The organism is Polyangium sorediatum, from assembly GCF_029946465.1.
Lineage (GTDB): Bacteria > Myxococcota_A > Polyangia > Polyangiales > Polyangiaceae > Polyangium > Polyangium fumosum.
The window spans coordinates 188,705-203,977 of sequence record NZ_JARZHI010000016.1; the positions used below are offsets into that span (position 1 = coordinate 188,705).

At 68.6% G+C, this 15,273-nt stretch carries 13 protein-coding genes; 3 read left to right on the plus strand and 10 right to left on the minus strand.

Annotation, left to right across the window (positions count from 1 at the left end; all coding sequences use genetic code 11):
* The first annotated feature begins 12 nt into the window (after positions 1 to 12).
* Together QHF89_RS20180 and QHF89_RS20185 are read left to right on the plus strand one after the other, a co-directional pair.
* Positions 13 to 1,767 (plus strand): M1 family metallopeptidase, encoded by a 1,755-nt coding sequence (locus QHF89_RS20180; protein ID WP_136966340.1) that lies wholly within the window; start codon positions 13 to 15, stop codon positions 1,765 to 1,767.
* 160 nt (positions 1,768 to 1,927) lie between these two features.
* Positions 1,928 to 2,449 (plus strand): hypothetical protein, encoded by a 522-nt coding sequence (locus tag QHF89_RS20185; RefSeq protein ID WP_136966339.1) that lies wholly within the window; start codon positions 1,928 to 1,930, stop codon positions 2,447 to 2,449.
* 9 nt (positions 2,450 to 2,458) lie between these two features.
* Here QHF89_RS20185 and QHF89_RS20190 read toward each other — a convergent pair whose 3' ends face one another.
* From QHF89_RS20190 to QHF89_RS20225, 8 genes are all read right to left on the minus strand, one after another.
* Positions 2,459 to 3,319, minus strand: a complete 861-nt coding sequence (locus tag QHF89_RS20190; protein ID WP_136932859.1) for a sugar ABC transporter permease — start codon at positions 3,317 to 3,319, stop codon at positions 2,459 to 2,461.
* A complete protein-coding gene (locus QHF89_RS20195) occupies positions 3,316 to 5,577 on the minus strand; it encodes an extracellular solute-binding protein (RefSeq protein ID WP_284720716.1) in 2,262 nt (753 codons plus the stop codon). The genes QHF89_RS20190 and QHF89_RS20195 overlap by 4 nt, the downstream gene beginning before the upstream one ends.
* 4 nt (positions 5,578 to 5,581) lie before the next feature.
* The gene (locus QHF89_RS20200) at positions 5,582 to 6,664 is read right to left on the minus strand and encodes an ABC transporter ATP-binding protein (RefSeq protein WP_136966338.1); all 1,083 of its coding nucleotides are present in this window, start codon (positions 6,662 to 6,664) and stop codon (positions 5,582 to 5,584) included.
* Between the two features lie 15 nt (positions 6,665 to 6,679).
* Complete coding sequence (locus QHF89_RS20205; protein ID WP_284720717.1) at positions 6,680 to 8,611, minus strand: alpha-amylase family glycosyl hydrolase; 1,932 nt, start codon at positions 8,609 to 8,611, stop codon at positions 6,680 to 6,682.
* A 25-nt stretch (positions 8,612 to 8,636) separates the two neighbouring features.
* The gene (locus tag QHF89_RS20210; RefSeq protein WP_136966336.1) at positions 8,637 to 10,313 is read right to left on the minus strand and encodes a carbohydrate porin; all 1,677 of its coding nucleotides are present in this window, start codon (positions 10,311 to 10,313) and stop codon (positions 8,637 to 8,639) included.
* 75 nt (positions 10,314 to 10,388) lie between these two features.
* Positions 10,389 to 11,708, minus strand: a complete 1,320-nt coding sequence (locus tag QHF89_RS20215; RefSeq protein ID WP_136966335.1) for an ArnT family glycosyltransferase — start codon at positions 11,706 to 11,708, stop codon at positions 10,389 to 10,391.
* A complete protein-coding gene (locus QHF89_RS20220; RefSeq protein WP_136966334.1) occupies positions 11,705 to 12,493 on the minus strand; it encodes a BtpA/SgcQ family protein in 789 nt (262 codons plus the stop codon). The genes QHF89_RS20215 and QHF89_RS20220 overlap by 4 nt, the downstream gene beginning before the upstream one ends.
* Before the next feature lie 22 nt (positions 12,494 to 12,515).
* Positions 12,516 to 13,358 carry a coiled-coil domain-containing protein gene (locus QHF89_RS20225; RefSeq protein ID WP_136966333.1) on the minus strand — a complete coding sequence of 281 codons (843 nt, stop codon included), beginning with the start codon at positions 13,356 to 13,358 and terminating at the stop codon, positions 12,516 to 12,518.
* A 114-nt stretch (positions 13,359 to 13,472) separates the two neighbouring features.
* Here QHF89_RS20225 and QHF89_RS20230 point away from each other — a divergent pair, with 114 nt between their 5' ends.
* A complete protein-coding gene (locus tag QHF89_RS20230; RefSeq protein WP_136966332.1) occupies positions 13,473 to 14,369 on the plus strand; it encodes a hypothetical protein in 897 nt (298 codons plus the stop codon).
* A gap of 34 nt (positions 14,370 to 14,403) precedes the next feature.
* Here the strand turns inward: QHF89_RS20230 and QHF89_RS20235 are convergent, their stop codons facing one another.
* Positions 14,404 to 14,766, minus strand: a complete 363-nt coding sequence (locus QHF89_RS20235; protein ID WP_136966331.1) for a hypothetical protein — start codon at positions 14,764 to 14,766, stop codon at positions 14,404 to 14,406.
* A complete protein-coding gene (locus QHF89_RS20240) occupies positions 14,696 to 15,046 on the minus strand; it encodes a hypothetical protein (protein WP_136966330.1) in 351 nt (116 codons plus the stop codon). Before QHF89_RS20240 ends, QHF89_RS20235 begins: the two co-directional genes overlap by 71 nt.
* Positions 15,047 to 15,273: the final 227 nt, after the last annotated feature.

Genomic DNA, 15,273 nt, shown 5'->3' on the forward strand with positions numbered 1-15,273 from the left:
TACGATGCCCCCATGCGCTTCCCTTCCCGCTCCTTCCGCCATACCCCCCGAACGCTCTTCGTTGGCCTCACGGCCCTTGTTTTGCTCGCCGCAGGTTGCAGTGACGACCCCGCTTCGAACTGCGGCGTCGCGGGGTGTGGCGAGGGCGGGACCGGCGGCGCGGGCGGCGCGGGCGGCGCGGGCGGGATGGGCGGCATGGGGCCGACGGGGGACATCACGGCGAACGTCGTCCGGTACGACTACACGTTCGACCTCGTCACGGCCGAGGCGCAGTCCAAGCTCGCGCTCGACGTCGCGGAGCCTGGCGGAGATTGCTACAGCGTATCGTGCGAAGCATCCTCGCTCACGGACGTCACGTGGAACGAGGGGCCCGCGGCCTCGGCCGATTTTGCGAACAATGCGCTGAAGACGTGCGGCCCGGGGGTGCCCGCGGGCCCCACGCTCACGGTCGGGGCGCGCACGACGGTTTCGAACGATACGTACTGGGGCCTCGACGTCGGGTTCTCGCGCAAAAAGGACCTCGCGGGCGGCGACTTTTCGTATCTGCTCTCGTGGGTCGGCGGCTGTGATCGATTCGGCCCCTGCGACGACGATCCCTCGCGCATGAGCGATTTCCATTTCGAGGTCACGCATCCCGCGGGCACGGTCGTGCTTTGCCCGGGGACGCTCACGGCGGGGGACACGAAGACCACGTGCGACGTCACGAATGCGCCGACGTACTCGGCGTTCGCGATCGCCGCCGATCCGCTCTGGGAGCGCGCGCCGTACGGCAGCTTCGCGGGCGTCGATCTCGTGTTTTACGAGGTCCCGCTCGGCACCCTCGCCGCGTCGCTCGACAAGGCGAGCGTCGGCGCGTTCATGGACTGGATCACCGCGCTGCTCGGGCCGTTCCCGTATGGCAAGGAGCTGCGCATCGCGGGCGGGCCGACGGCGTGGCTCGGCTTCGAGCACCCGGCGAACATCATCCTGCACCAGCAGCTCGACAAATTGCAGACCGATTATGCCGACGCGATGATGCACGTGCTCATGCACGAGATCGTCCACCAATGGGCCGGCGATCACACGACCCTCGCGTCCGCGGCCGATTTCGTCTGGAAGGAGGCGACGGCCGAATACCTCGGCTACGTCTTCGAGGACCTCGCGCGCCCCGAGGGCGAGGCCGCGGCGACGCGCGCCTACTGGGACGGCGTCTCGCCGCTCTCCAAGCATTGGCCTCGCCCGACGGACGAGCCCGCGCCCGAGGTGCAGGACTTCTACGGGGACGTGTATGGCCCCGGGCCGATGGTGCTTTATCTCCAGCTCGAACCGCTCATCGGCAGGGACGCCGTCCTCGCGGGCATCGCGGATTTCCTCTCGAAATCGGGCGGACGTAGCGTGACGGAGCTGAAGGAAGCGCTCGAAGCGGCGTCCGGGCAGGACCTCGACGCCTATTTCGACGCGTGGGTCTTCGGCAAGGGCGCGCCGGTCTGGCCGACGTTTGCCGTCTCGGCGACGCAGCTCGACGGCCAGGCGACGATCACGGTCACGCAACAAAACCCGAACGGAAAACTCTTCCCCTGCGTCGTCGAGGTCGAGATCAAGGGCGCCACGGAGACCGCGCGCGTCGGCGTCGATTTTGGCCTCGCGCCCCAGGACGCGACGGCCACGATGCAGATCCCGTTCTCCGAGGCCGTCGCGACCGTCACGCTCGATCCGGATCACCGCCTCATCGGCACGAAGGCCGGCGCGCAGCCGATCACCGCCGCGCGGCCGGTCTGGATTTTCTGATTCTCCCCGCTTGACGCCATTTGCAGCAAGTGCCCGCAAGCCCTGACGACGGCGCCCGCCGGGCGTCCGTTGGCATCATCCTGGCAATCGCTCCGCGGCGAGGGGCCTGTTTGCCTGGGGCGCGCAAAACGCGCTCCCTCGGCAGGTCCCTTGGAGGGCTATGGTCAGGTCGAAAGGCACGGGGTTCGGTCGACTCGCGGCATTTGCACTTCTCCCGCTCTCCGGTGTGGCACTCGCGGATACGGTCTCGCTCCTGGCGCAGCGAGACGGGCCCGACGGAGGGGCCGAGGCTCCACAACCGCCGAACGGACCCAGCGTTTCGTCGGTATGGGCTTACGACGAGCTTTTCACGTTTCCCCTGGAGAACGGCTGCTGGTACAGCGCGAGCATTCGGGGCACGGTGCGCCCGATCGTCGCGGGCCGCGACGCGGGGCAAAAGGTCGAGCCCGATCTCGCGGTCACGGCCCTGCTCTCCTGCCAGGGCGCGGCGACCGTCAAGGTCTCCGAGCACGTCACGGGCACGGGCCCGATCACGCAGGCGCAGGTGGAACACCTGCTCGAATGGCGCGCCAGCATCCTGACCGACGAGGCCGGGAGGAAATGCTCGTACGTGCCGGAGATCGATCTCGTGGGCGATGGGCTCGTGGGTGCGGGCGTCAGCTACCTTTGCCCGAGGCCGTGATACGCCCCGTCACCCCTTCACGCCCCCCGCCGTCAGGCCTGCGACGAGGTGTCGCTGCGCCACATAAAAGAGCGCCATCACGGGCAGCGACACGACGAGCGCGCCCGCGGCGAACTTCTCCCATTGCGCGTCGTATTCGCCGATGAACCGCTGGAGCATCACGGGCAGCGTGAACATCTCTTCTTTGTCGAGCAAGGTCGCCGCGAGGATGAACTCGTTGTAGGCGCCCATGAACGCGAAGAGCGCGGTCACGGCGATCGCGGGGCGGGCGGCGGGGAGCACGACGCGGACGAAGGCGGAGAACCGCGTGGCGCCGTCGACCATCGCGGCCTCTTCGAGGTCGACCGGGATCGCCTCGAACGCCGCGCGGAGCTGGAAGATCGAGAAGGGGACGCTCGTCGAGGCATAACAGACGACGAGCCCCGTGCGCGAGTTCAGGAGGCCGAGGTAATTCAGGATCATGTAGAGCGGGATCGCGCTCGCCACGGCCGGGAACATCTGCGTGGCGAGCAGCGCTCGCATGCCGGACTCCTTGCCGGCGAAGCGGAACCGCGCGAGCGCGTACGCCGTCGGAATGGCGATGAGCACGCCGACGAGCGCCGTCGAGAGCGAGACGACGAGCGAATTCGCGAGCTGGCGGCCGAAGAGCCAGACCTCGGCCCCGTCGACCTTGCGCGACGCGCCGACGACGGCCGAGAGGTGCGCGAGCGTCGGCGCCTCCGGGACGGGGATCACGCGGGGCGAGGGCGTTTGCGTGCCCGAGAACGCGAGCGCGACGACCCAGAGGACCGGATAGAGCGCGAACGCCACCGCGATCACGAGGATCACGTGGCACGCGGCCGATTCGAGGAGCGAGGGCTTTTTGTTCACGCCGCACCTCCCGCCGTCTTCGCGATCGCCGCCGCCGAGGCCGCTTTTTCGCGCGCCTCGCGTCGCTCCGCGAACCAATCGGAGATCCGCGTCCGACCGAAGAGCAAGAGGAAGATCAGCACCGCGTATGCGGCGGCATATCCGTATTGCGCATTGCGGGTGAAGGCCCAGCGATAGGCCTCGGTGACGAGGATCTCCGTCGTCCCGTCGGGCTCGCCGCCGGAGACGAGGAAGACGACGTTGAACATGTTGAACGTCCAGACCGCGCCCATGGTCACGGCGGGCAGGAGGCTCGGCCGGATCATCGGCAGCGTGACGAGCCAGAGCCTTTGCCAGCGGCTCGCGCCGTCGACCTTCGCCGCTTCGAGCACGTCGTCGGGCACCGCCGTGAGCGCGCCGATCGTCACGACCATCATGAAGGGAAAGCCGAGCCAGACGTTCGTCGCCACGTTCGCCGCGAATGCGGTGGAGAAGCGGGCGAACCAGGAGATCGGTTCGAGGCTCGTGCCGAAGGTATCGTTGAGGGCGTGGACGAGCCCCGTCACGGCCCCGAATTGCCGGTGGAACATGCCTTTCCACGCGAGCGCGGTCACGTAGCTCGGCACGGCCCAGGGGATGATCAGGAGCACGCGGTAGAGCGCGCGCAGCCGCAGCAGCGGTCGGGAGAGCAGGAGCGCGAGCGCGACGCCGATCGCGACGTGGAAAAACACATTGATCACGGTCCAGAGGACGGTGACCAAGAGGACCACGTAAAACGAGCCCGTCGAGAGGAGCGACCCGCCGCGCGCCGTGAGGATCTGGACGAAGTTCTCGAGGCCGACGTAATTGTGCCAGCCGACCTCTTTGAGGTTCTGGATCGATCCGCCGAGCAACGACGTGAGCGCGCCGAGCACGAGCGGCAAGACCACGAGCACGCCGACCGCGATCACGGCATGCGTGACGTACGCATACGCGGGCAACGAGCGCTTCACGTGTTTTCGGAATTCCGGGTCCTTCGCGCGCCGGACGAGCGAGAGGGCGCCGAGCAAGAGCAACGCGCCGAAGACGACGAGCCCGGGCGTGCGCGAGGCGGGCGGGGGCGACGGGCGGCGCACATCGTCGAATCGACGCTTGGCCTCGGAGAGCGCAGGGGAGGGGAGCGCGTCGCGGCGGAGGACCTTGCGAATGGCGCGGTCCGAAGGCTCCCACACGGCATTCATCGCGAGCGACGAGGGCATCGCAACCGTGGACTTGGCTTGCTCGGCGAAGGCGGCGAGGAATGCGTCTTCCGGCGGCAAGGGGACGTCGATGCGGGCGGGCAAGGTGCGCGCTCGTTCGAGGCGGATCCTCGTCGCCTCGGGGCTCGCGAGCAGGCGCGCGAGCGCGCGGACCTCGGGGCGCGTCGCGCCTTTTGGCGTGAGCATGACGGCCTCGACGCCGAGATAAGGCAGGAGCGGCTTTCCAGCGGCGCGAACGAGCGGCAGCGGGGCCACGCGGTAATGGAGCGAGGGCGCGTCCGCGAGGCTCGTCGCGAGCCACGGGCCGTCGATGGCGAACGCGGCCTTGCCGGAGCGAAAGAGGTTCGTGACGACCGAGACGTCGGTGTCCTCGGCGACGACCTTCTGGGCGCGCAGATCGAGGACGAAATCGAGCGATTTTTCCGCGGCGGGCCCCACGAACCCGAATTGATCCCCCGGCGTCAGCATGAGCCCGCCGAACGCGTGGACGAACCCGGCGTGGTAATACGTCGACTGCGAGTTGTACGCGAGGGGAACGACCCCGGCCGGGAGGGTTTTTCCGAGCGCGGCGATCGATTCGAGGTCGGCCGGGAGGTCCTTGACGAGGTCCGTGTTCACGTAAAGAGCGACGCTCTTCTGCGTGATCGGGACGCCATAAGGCTCGCCGTGGAGCGAGACGGCGGCGAGCGTGGGGCCGGCGAACGCGTCGCGGTCGAGCGCGTCGCCGACGGGCGCGACGACCTTGCGGCCGTCGTAATCGCCGAGCTTGTCGTGCGCGTCGAGGAAGAGGTCCGGCCCTTCGCCGAACTGCACGGCGGCGGAGACCTTCGATTTGAAGGCGTCCGAGGGCAGCGCGAGCAGCTCCACGCGTTCGCCCCGGAAGCGCGCGACGATCTCTTCGAGCGCTTTTTGCTCGTCGCCGCGCTGCGCGTGCCAGAGCCGGATCGGCTCGGCCTGGGCCGCGGGCGAGAAAAAGACGACCACGAAGAGCGCAAAAAACACCCCGAAGGCGGGGAAGCGTCGCCGCTGCGTCGATTTCAAGCGTTCACCTCGCGCGGAGCGACGTCCCCGTCGCCGCGTCGAACAGGTGGATCGAGCGGAACACGATGGGGAGCGTCTCGCCTTTTTTGATGCTCCGGCGGGCCTCGACGCGGGCAATGAACGGCGCGCCCGCGATCTCGCCGTGCGCATACGTCTCCGGGCCGAGCGCCTCGACGACCGAGACCACGAGCTTCGTCGTCTCCCCGCCGCCCTCGGCGAGCGCGACCTCGTGCGGCCGCACGCCGAGCGTGACCTTTCGCCCCGGTTCGAGCCCGCCCGCGAACGTGGCCTCGTCGACCGGCACGACGAGGTTTTGCGCGCGAAACACCCAGGCTGACCCCGCGCGTTCGAGCGTCCCGTCGACGAAATTCATCGCGGGGCTGCCGAGGAAGGCCGCCACGAACTTCGTCGCCGGTTTGTCGAAGATTTCCAATGGCGCGCCGGATTGCTCGACCTGGCCCTTGTTCAGCACGAAGATCACGTCGGCCAGCGTCATCGCCTCGACCTGGTCGTGCGTGACGTAGACGCTCGTCGCGCCGAGCTCGTCGTGCAGCTTCCGGATGTCGACGCGGACCTGCGCGCGGAGGGCTGCGTCGAGGTTCGAGAGCGGCTCGTCGTACAGATAGAGATCCGCCTTGCGGACGATCGCGCGCCCCATGGCGACACGTTGCCGCTGCCCGCCCGAGAGCTGCTTCGGCAATCGATCGAGCAGCGCCCCGAGCCCGAGCATGTCGGAGGCGCGCTTGACCTGCTTTTCGATCTCCGCCGCGTCGGTCTTGCGGAGCTTCAGCCCGAACGCGAGGTTTTCCCGCACGGTGAGGTGCGGATAGAGCGCGTACGATTGAAACACCATCGCGATGTTCCGGTCGCGGGGTTCGAGCCGCGTCACGTCACGATCGCCGAGCTCGATCTTGCCGGTGTCGGCCTCTTCGAGCCCGGCGAGCAGGCGCAGGAGCGTCGATTTCCCGCACCCGCTCGGGCCGACGAGGACGGCGAAATGGCCCTCGGGCACGCGGACGTCCACGCCCTTGAGCACCTCGGTTTGTCCGAACTTCTTCTTGAGGGCCGTGACCGTGACCGACGCCATCGGGAAGCTCCGGGGCTAGCGCTGGGATTCGGGGACGAGGACGGCGCCGCTCGAAGGCGGCAGCTTGACCGAGAGGCGGCCGTCGTTCGTGACGGTGTAGGTTTGTCCGCCGTCATTGAGGACGTCGACGAGCACCGTGCCGGGCGCGGCGCCGACCTGCATGGGCTGGCCGCCGAACTCGGGCGCGCCTTCCTTCTCGATGTTCGCGTTGATCACGACGATCGCATAGGAGTCGCCCGCGTCGCCGCCCGTGCGCTCGAACGCGAAGACGTTCGCGTCGGAGTCATTCGGGCCCGTCCGATCGCTCGCCCAGAGGATCTGGAGGTCCCCCTTGTTCAAGGCGGGGTACTTGCGCCGCAGCTCCGAGAGGCGGCGAATCCACTGGAACGTGGGCGCTCCCCTCTCGTAGCCCGACGTCCAGAGGTCCTCGCGATTGCCGGGGTCGTTGCCGCCCTGGAAGTCCTGCTCGGTGCCGTAATAGACGCAGGGAATGCCCTCCTCCGTGAAGAGGAAGAGCAGCGCGTTGTGCAGCATCTTCCGGCGCGTCTCGAGCGCGAGCGGCGTGCCGAAGATCGGATCCTCGGGGTACATGCCTGCGCCCGTGAAGAGGAAGCGGGGCACGTCGTGGTTGTCGAGGAAGTTCACGAGCAGCTTCTGCGGGGAGATGCCCTGGCCCGCCGCGTTCACCGCGCCGCCCTGGGCCGGCGTCACGCCGTAATTGACGGTCCGCTCGGTCCAGAGCTTCTGGATGTTCGAGGTCGGCCCGCGGTAACGGAACACGTCGCGGATGACCTGGAACTGCTGCGGGAAGTAAAACACGCTGTCGAGCATGTCCGCCGTCAGCGGGACGCCGTCCGTCACGCACTGGTTGTCCTTCGCCAGCTCGTCGGCCGGCGGCGGGGCGTCGTTTCCGTTTTTCGTGAACGAACCGACGAGCTGATCCCGGCCGTCGAAGGCCTCGCCGAACATGAAGAAGTTCGTCTTGCCCTTCGCCGCGAGGCGCTGCCGGACCTTCTGGGTGAAATGCCGCCAGAAGCCATTCTCGACGTGCTTGACCGTGTCGATGCGGAAGCCGTCGATGTCCGTGAGCTCGATCCAGCGCGTGTAGGCGTCGACCATCGCGTCGCGGATCGGGCAGAGCTCCGTGTTGACGTCCTTCAAGCCGCCCGGGAAGTCGCCGCGCAGGAGCTGATCCGGGTCGTCGAAATTGTACGTGCGGCCCTTGCGGTTGTAGGCGAGCGGGTTTTGCAGGATCTCCGGGAACGGCGGCATGTGGTTCGACGCCGGGTCGTGCGCGAAGATGACCGGCGCGAGGCCCGATTCCCCGAGGGACGTCTCCGCCTGCACGCCGCGGACGTCGTAGGTCGGGTCGTACTCGTTCTCCTTGAAGACGTCCGGCGTGCCGGGCACGGATTGGTTGAGCGGGTCGTCCGCCTGCCCATTGCCGTTGATGTCGTAGAAGAAGAGCTGCCCCATGTGGTTCGTGACGATGTCGAGGATGACCTTGATGTTGCGGGCATGCGCCGCCTTCACGAGGCTCTGGAGCGCCGCGAGGTCACCAAATTGCGGGGCGGGCTGGGTGAGGTCCTGCGCCCAGTAGCCGTGGTACGCGTCGAATCCGGCGTCCGTGTAGACGTTCTTCACGACGGGCGAGATCCACAGCGTCGTGACGCCGAGCTCGTCGAGGTAATCGAGCCGCTGCTCGACCCCTTTCCAATCGCCGCCGTGCCACTTGCCGGGCGCCGACGGGTAGATGGAGAAGTTGTTTCCCCAGTCGCCGTCGGCGAAACGATCGATGAGGATCTGGTAGATGATCTCCTCGCGCCAGTCGACGACGTTCGTCTTGAGCTCGACCTCCGGCGGATCCTCGAACTCCATGCAGCCGGCCTGTGTGACACCGGAGACGACGAGGCCGAGGACCACGGCCGATGAACGCGCTCGATTCATGAGGCTCCTTCGATTCGCTTTCATGTCATCCACCGTAGGTCGTCTGCGCGTTGAACCACCACTCGACCCCGACGCCGAAGAAATGCTCCCATTGCCGGATGCTGAAGACGTCGTCCTTCGGGTACATCGAGCGCGCCCCCTCGTCGCGGTGCGTGAGGAGGTAAATCAGCCGGAGCTGCGGGCGGCTGTAGCTGCCCTTGCCCGCAGGATTCAGGAAAGGCACGAGGCCGATGCGGAAGAGGCCGCCCATGACCGGATCGGCGGAGGGCGCCGGAATGGGCTGGCCCGGCTCCGCCTGGGGCTGGGACCGCACGCCGCGCTGCTGCGCCTGGTAGGAGAGCTCCGTCGCGATGCCGCCCCACTCCGTGAGGAAGAAATGGGGCCGGGCCATGAGGATGCCCTCGTCGACGTCGTTGAAATCGAGGGCCGGGCTCGCGTCGCGGAAGCTCCGGAAATACGCGGCCGCCATGAGCCCGAGCGGCCCCGTCTCCCAGTTGCCGCTGAGCGTGATCCAGAGCTCACGCGCGCCCGCCGAGGTGCGGTCCGGCGCGAGCTGGAACGGCGTGCCGAACTCGCCGTACGCCGCGGCGCCGCCCGCATACCGGAGGAACAGATTCACGTGGGAAGCGTCGCGCCCCGTGAACGCGCCGACTTGCGCGCCGATCACGTACCCGAAATCGGCCGGCAACGTATCGTACGTGCCCTTCACCTCGGTCTCGCGCTGGCCCGAGGGGATGTCGTGGAGCTCGCCGTAGACGACCGCCTTCACGCCGCCCGTCTGCCCGACCTTGACGATGTGGCTCGCCTTCAGGCTCGTGATGAACTTCTGCCGGTCGAGGATATTTACGTTGGTCGCGCCGACCTGGTTCAAGGCCGGCGTGCGCGCCACGGTTTGACGGAAAAATCCCGTGTTCGGCTGGTTCAGGCCGGCGTGCCAGGCGACGAAGGTGCGGCCATTGGGGAAGTCGTAGCGCAAGCCGCCGCCGACCGTGTTCAAGTTGTCGAGGGGCCAGAAATCGAGCAGGTACGAGTCGTCGCCGCGGTACATGCGCGAGCCGACCCAGGCCGAGAGGCCCTTCGTCACGACGTTGTTCGCCTGGAGGAACAGGTTCCGGACGGCCATGCGGACATTGAAATCCGCATTGTAATGGAACAGCGGCGCGGACGTGCCGAGCGTGATCACGGCCCGCGTGGTCGTGCCCGTGGCTTTCCAGTAATCCTGGCGCTGGACGTCGATCTCGACGTACGGCGATTCATCGAGGCGCGAGCCACGCGCGACGATGTCGGCGTCCCGGCCGGCGCGCTTTCGGAAATCGGTGGCCGCTCCGACGCGGCCGTACGTGCCCAGGAAAAACCCGGACTCCGGCGGCGGGGGATCGGCTTTCGGGGCCTCGGCCGCAGGGGGCGCCTCCGCCTTGGGCTCGGCCGGCTTCACGTCGCCCGCATCGGGGCGCTTTGGTGCTTGGCCGTTGTTCGCGGGGGGCGGATCTGCCGGCTTGCTCGCCTCGCCCGGCGGCGGCGCGGGCGGCGCATCGGCCAGCGGCGGCGCGCCTTCGGACGCGGGGGGCTTTGGTTCGGCGGTGGGCTCGGTTTGCGCTGCCGCGAGAGACGGGGAGGCACAGAGCGCCGCGGCGAGGAGGGCCAGCGGGACGCCGTGGATACGGCTCCTTCGCGGCCCGAATTCGGGTCCGGATCGTCGCACGTCGGGCACGGTACACCAAGGTGCGGCCCCGCGTGAAGATTGCATCGGTCGAGACGCACGGAGTCGGCGGCGCCGTCAAACCCGGACCTTCCGCGGCAGCATGCTGCGGACCCATCCGAGCCCACGGGTGATGCCATCGAATGCGAGGGCGATCACGATGCCATCGTAGGGTACGCGATACCGTACGTCTCCAAAGTAAAGCATCGCGACCAGCACGAGCGCGAGGAGGTGCGCGGAGAGCAGCGCATGCCGCGCGAGGTGGCGCCGGAACGAGGCGGCGAAGGCGACGAGCATCGGCGGCAGGAGCAGCACGTTGTGCAGATCGATCGCGCGCCGCATGGGGCGGCGATACGTGTCCGTGCCGGAGTCGGGCCAGACGATATTGTAACCCCACAACATTATGACGTGGCTGAGCGCGTAACGCGCCTGGCGGACGAGCCCGGTCGTCGCGACGCACTTGCGCGCGAGCGCGTAAAACGGGTCCGCATTCCACATCGTGCCCTGGACGGTGAGCTTTGGGCCGAGCGCGGCATCGAGCCGGACGAACGCATCGGGGTATTTCTTGTCGCGATAGGCGAGGTAGCCCATCGGCGGAGGCCCGAACGAGGAGACGTAGCCGCGCGTGCGCGCCTCGATGTCGACGGCGTGGCAGCGGCCGAAGGCGTAATTGAGAGGGCCGTTCGCGGAGATGAGGCCGACGCGCCCCATGTGGTGGTGAAACCGCGCGGCGGAGACGGCGAGCACGAGGAGGACGGGCACGAGCGCGCGCGCGAAGTGCGCGAGGCGGATGCGCGGGAGGGCGCGGCGGCGCGCGAGCCACACGAGGAAAACCAAGGGGAGCGAGAGCAGGATCTGCGGGCGGAACGTGGCGCCGAGCGCGACGGCCGTGCCGAAGAGAAAGGCCTCCCGCGCGCGCCCCGTATCCGCGAGGCGGAGCGAAAAGAGCGCGGCGGCGGTGACGCACACCGTGAAGGGCAGCTCGCTCAGGAAGTATCCGCCGAGCGAGATCCACGGATAATAAAAACAAGCGAGGAGCGCGGCGATCCGCGGCGCGATCCGGCCGCGGACGATCCGCTCGCAGAGGAGCGAGACGAGCGGCACGAGCGAGGCGCCGAGCAGCGCGTAGACGACGGCCGGCGCGGCCTGGTTTTCCCGGCCAAACACGGCGCGGACGAGCGCGAGGAGGACGTGGGTGCCGTAGGGGAAGAGGACGGCGGAGGGCTCTTTGCGGAGCGGGGCGTCGAGCAGCGCGGTGGAGCGCTCGAAGTAGCCCGCCATGTCGGAGTAGAGGTGCTCTTCGGGCGGGTGGACGACGAGGTTCCACACGAGCCGGAGCGCGAGCGCGAGGAGCGTGACGGCGACGAGGAACGGGCGGCGCGGAGGCCGGAGGGTCATCGACGCGAGGCGCGGAACGCTTCGGCGAAGCGGGCGGCGAGGTCGTGATCGATCGGAGCGCCGGCGCGGCCGCCTGCGCGGAGCGCGGAGCCGACGATGATGCCGTGGGCTTTTCGGACCGCGGCGAGGTTGTCGATCGTGACGCCGCTCGCGACGTAGACGGGGACGGAGACGGCGCGCAGAACCGTGTCGAGATCGGCCTCGGAGGCGGCGCGCCCCGTGCCGCTGCCCGTGACGAGCAGCGCGTCGGCGAGGCCGCGCTCGGCGAGGTCGTGCGCTTCTTCCTCGATGGGCCGCGGCGCGAGGGGCGCGGAGTGCTTGACGTCGACGTCGCAGAAGATGCGCACGCGATCGGCGGCGAGCGCGCGGCGCGTGCGCAGCGTCTGGTGCGCGGCGCCTTGCACGAGGCCTTGATCGGTGACGCGCGCGCCGGTGTGCACGTTGACGCGGATCATGTCGGCGTGCGTGGCGACGGCCACGGCGAGCGCGGCGTCGGCGTCGTTGCGAAGGATGTTCACGCCGAGGAAGAGTCCTTTGCTGCCCTCGCGCGCGGCGCGCGCGCAGGTGGTCATGCACGCGATCGTGATCGGCGGGACGGGGCCAGGGAAAAAGGGCGCGTCGCCGAAGTTCTCGATGACGATGCCGTCGTAGCCCGCGGCCACGAGCAGCTCCGCCTCGCGAAAGGCGCGCTCTTCGGCGGGGCCGAGATCCCCGGTGGATCGAGGGCTGCCGGGCAGGGGCGGGAGGTGAATGACGCCGAGGAGGCTGGGGAGGACGCTCGTCACGCGGAGACCCTTACCACGTGGTTCACGAAGATCGTTTCTTCGCGGTGAACTGGTTGTAGGTCATGCGGATCGTCTCCTTGTGACCGCGGTTCAGGTAGGGATCGGCGTCGAGCGCCGCGAGGAAATCCCCGCCGCCGCTCGTCGCAGCGGCCGCCACGGGCGGGGGCGTCTTCGCGGCCTCTTCCCGGGCTTTTCCGAGTTCGGCTTCCAGGGCCGCCGCCTTCTCCTTGTTCTCCTTCGCGGATGCGACCTCGCGCGCGAGCGCCGCATCCCGCTCGCGGAGCTTCGCCTCGCTCTCCGCGAGTTGCTTCTTCGCGGCGGCGCGCTCGTCCTCGGCGGCCTTCTTTTGCCGCTCCACGTCCGCGATCTTCTGCTGGCTCGCGGCGGCGGCGCTGCGCCCTTCCTCGGCGGCGCGGGCGAGCTCGGCGATGGTCCTTTGCGCGACGTCGTTCTCGATGGCCTTCGTATCGAGCGCGCGGTTCGCTTCTTCCTGCGCCGCCTGCGCGGCTTTTCCGGCGGCGCGCGCGTCGTCCCGCTCGCGCTCGAGCCGCGCGACGTCGGCCTCGATCGCTTCGAGCTTCCGCTGCGCCTCCGCGGCGGCCTCGGCCTCCTTCTTCGCGGCCTCGGCCTCCTTCTTCGCGGCCTCGGCTTCTTTTTGTGCGGCTTCGGCCTCCTTCTCGGCGGCGGCGCGCTGGGACTTCAGGTGGACGAGCTCGCTCGTCGCGCGCTCGCGATCCTTGCGTTCGTCGAGGAGCTGGCGCTGCGCGGTCTTCAGGCGCGCGGCGGTTTGTCGCCGGAGCAGCGAGAGCATCACGCAGAGGCCGAGGGCGATGATGGTGAGCCAGTAGAGCGAGGACTGCGGCATCGAGCTTGGGGTCTACGGTAACGGAAACGGCGCTTCGTTTCATCTCCCCCGGATGGGATCGAGGCGCCTCGATCCTGTGGGAAAAATCCCGAAGACGGACTAGGCTCCGCCGCCATGTGGTGGCTGTGGATCGTCGCGCCGATCGCCGCGGGGCTCATTTTCGTGCTCACGGGGCAGGTCGACAAGCGAGCACTTTCGGCAATCGAAGCGTGGCGTGACGCGTTCGGCGCGCGGCGGGCCGGGGGCAAGGCCCGGGCGAAGGCGGCGGGCACGAAAAAGAAGAAAGCGAAGGACACGCGCCCGAAGCGCATCGCGGGCCTCGCGACCCCGCTCGGGCGGGTGGCGGAGCTCGCGGGCGGCGGGAAGCTGCTCGGCGATTACGAGCTCGTGCCGAAGGTGGCCTACGCGCGGTTCGTCCTGGGAGACGTCGCGGGCAGCAGCGATCACCAGACGGTGATCGTGGCGATGGAGGAAGCGGGCCCTGCGTTCACCGCGCGTCCGCTGCCGTTCGTCGACGGCAAACCCGCGCCGAACACGGGCATCCAGTTCCGCAAGCACCCGGAGTTCATGGATGTGTACCTCGTCGAGGGATCGACGTCGCTGGCGAAGGCGATCGGCAAGTGGCTGACGCGCCCGCTGCGCGAGCTTCTGTGCGAGTCGGGCGAGGTGTGGGTGCGCGTGGAGGACAAGGCCCTGGCGCTGACGATCTACGGGCCGGTGCGCGAGGAGAAGATCGCGGCGCTGCTGGAGATCGCCGACCTGTTCGTCGCGGAGCACGGCGCGGAGGGCGGGCCGTCGCTCTTCGGTGAGGACGAGGAGACGCGCGCGGCGCGGTTCGCCGAGGACGTCGAGGACGAGGACGGGGACGACGAAGAGGACGAGGGCGACGACGAGGACGAGGACGAAGGCGACGACGAGGAGGAGGACGAGCCCGCGAAGCCTGCGGCGAAGGCGCCGGCGAAGCCTGCGGCGAAGGCGCCCGCGAAGTCCTCGAAGCCGACGAAGGGTTGAGGGGCGGGCGCCTAGATCCGATCCGGGGGGGTTGTCAAGGCTGGGCGGAGAGCGGCACGTCCTCGGACGGGGCCGGGCTTTGCGACGCGGCGCGCGCGCGATCGGCGCTCAGCTTGTCGATATAGGAGAAGATCGATGCCTCGTGGCCGGCGGACAGGGGAGAGCCCTCCTCCTCGAGCTCGTCGCGGAGCGCGTCGCGAAAGCGGCCGAGGAGGCCGACGGTCGCGCCGCGGAGCGGGGCCGTGACGGAGGCATTTTCCGCGCCTGCGAGGAGTTTGGCCCGCTCGCGGAGGAGGGTATCGATGGAGTCGCCCGCGGCGACGAAGTCATGGGCCCAAAGGACGGCGGAGGACGCCGAGCTGGGGGACGAAGGTCTCGCGAATGCGCTGGGCAGCATTCTTCTTCGCGGGGGGGAGCGAGGGGTGCGCCTCGACGGCGAGACAGATGTAATGGATGGCGGAGCCGAATCCGTCGTGCAGCTCGTCGGTGGACGCGAGCTCGACGGCGAGGGGCGCTTGCCTCCATGCGGGATCGGGGATGTCCTCGATTTCTTTTTGCTTCTTGCGGAGACGCGGCTCGTAGAGCTTGCCGGTTTTCGAAAGGCGCAATTCGTCGACGCGCGTATCCAGGAGATCACGGAGCGAGAGTCGTAGGTCACCGAGGGTCAGATTCCGCATGGGTATGCCTGCCTTGTAAGTTGACGGCGAGGATTGAGACGAACGGGGGGCAAGGAACATCAATGGCAAGGCGAGGAAGCAAGAACTTGTCGGTTTGCCTGTAACACCTCGCCCACCCCCGTCTGGACGCCGCCCCGCCCCCGTGGCAGGCGCCGCGAGCACGCGCATCCGGGCCTGCCACCGCGCGCCAACGGGCTTCGACAGCAAGCACCGCGCAGACGCCTGCG

Bases quoted from the DNA above. Each gene is read 5' to 3' on its own strand.
- QHF89_RS20200 (WP_136966338.1), bottom strand. From the start codon at position 6,664: ATGGCGTCGGTCACGGTCACGGCCCTCAAGAAGAAGTTCGGACAAACC.
- QHF89_RS20215 (WP_136966335.1), bottom strand. From the start codon at position 11,708: ATGACCCTCCGGCCTCCGCGCCGCCCGTTCCTCGTCGCCGTCACGCTC.
- QHF89_RS20240 (WP_136966330.1), bottom strand. From the start codon at position 15,046: ATGCGGAATCTGACCCTCGGTGACCTACGACTCTCGCTCCGTGATCTC.
- QHF89_RS20230 (WP_136966332.1), top strand. From the start codon at position 13,473: ATGTGGTGGCTGTGGATCGTCGCGCCGATCGCCGCGGGGCTCATTTTC.
- QHF89_RS20180 (WP_136966340.1), top strand. From the start codon at position 13: ATGCGCTTCCCTTCCCGCTCCTTCCGCCATACCCCCCGAACGCTCTTC.
- QHF89_RS20235 (WP_136966331.1), bottom strand. From the start codon at position 14,766: ATGCTGCCCAGCGCATTCGCGAGACCTTCGTCCCCCAGCTCGGCGTCC.
- QHF89_RS20185 (WP_136966339.1), top strand. From the start codon at position 1,928: ATGGTCAGGTCGAAAGGCACGGGGTTCGGTCGACTCGCGGCATTTGCA.
- QHF89_RS20225 (WP_136966333.1), bottom strand. From the start codon at position 13,358: ATGCCGCAGTCCTCGCTCTACTGGCTCACCATCATCGCCCTCGGCCTC.
- QHF89_RS20205 (WP_284720717.1), bottom strand. From the start codon at position 8,611: ATGAATCGAGCGCGTTCATCGGCCGTGGTCCTCGGCCTCGTCGTCTCC.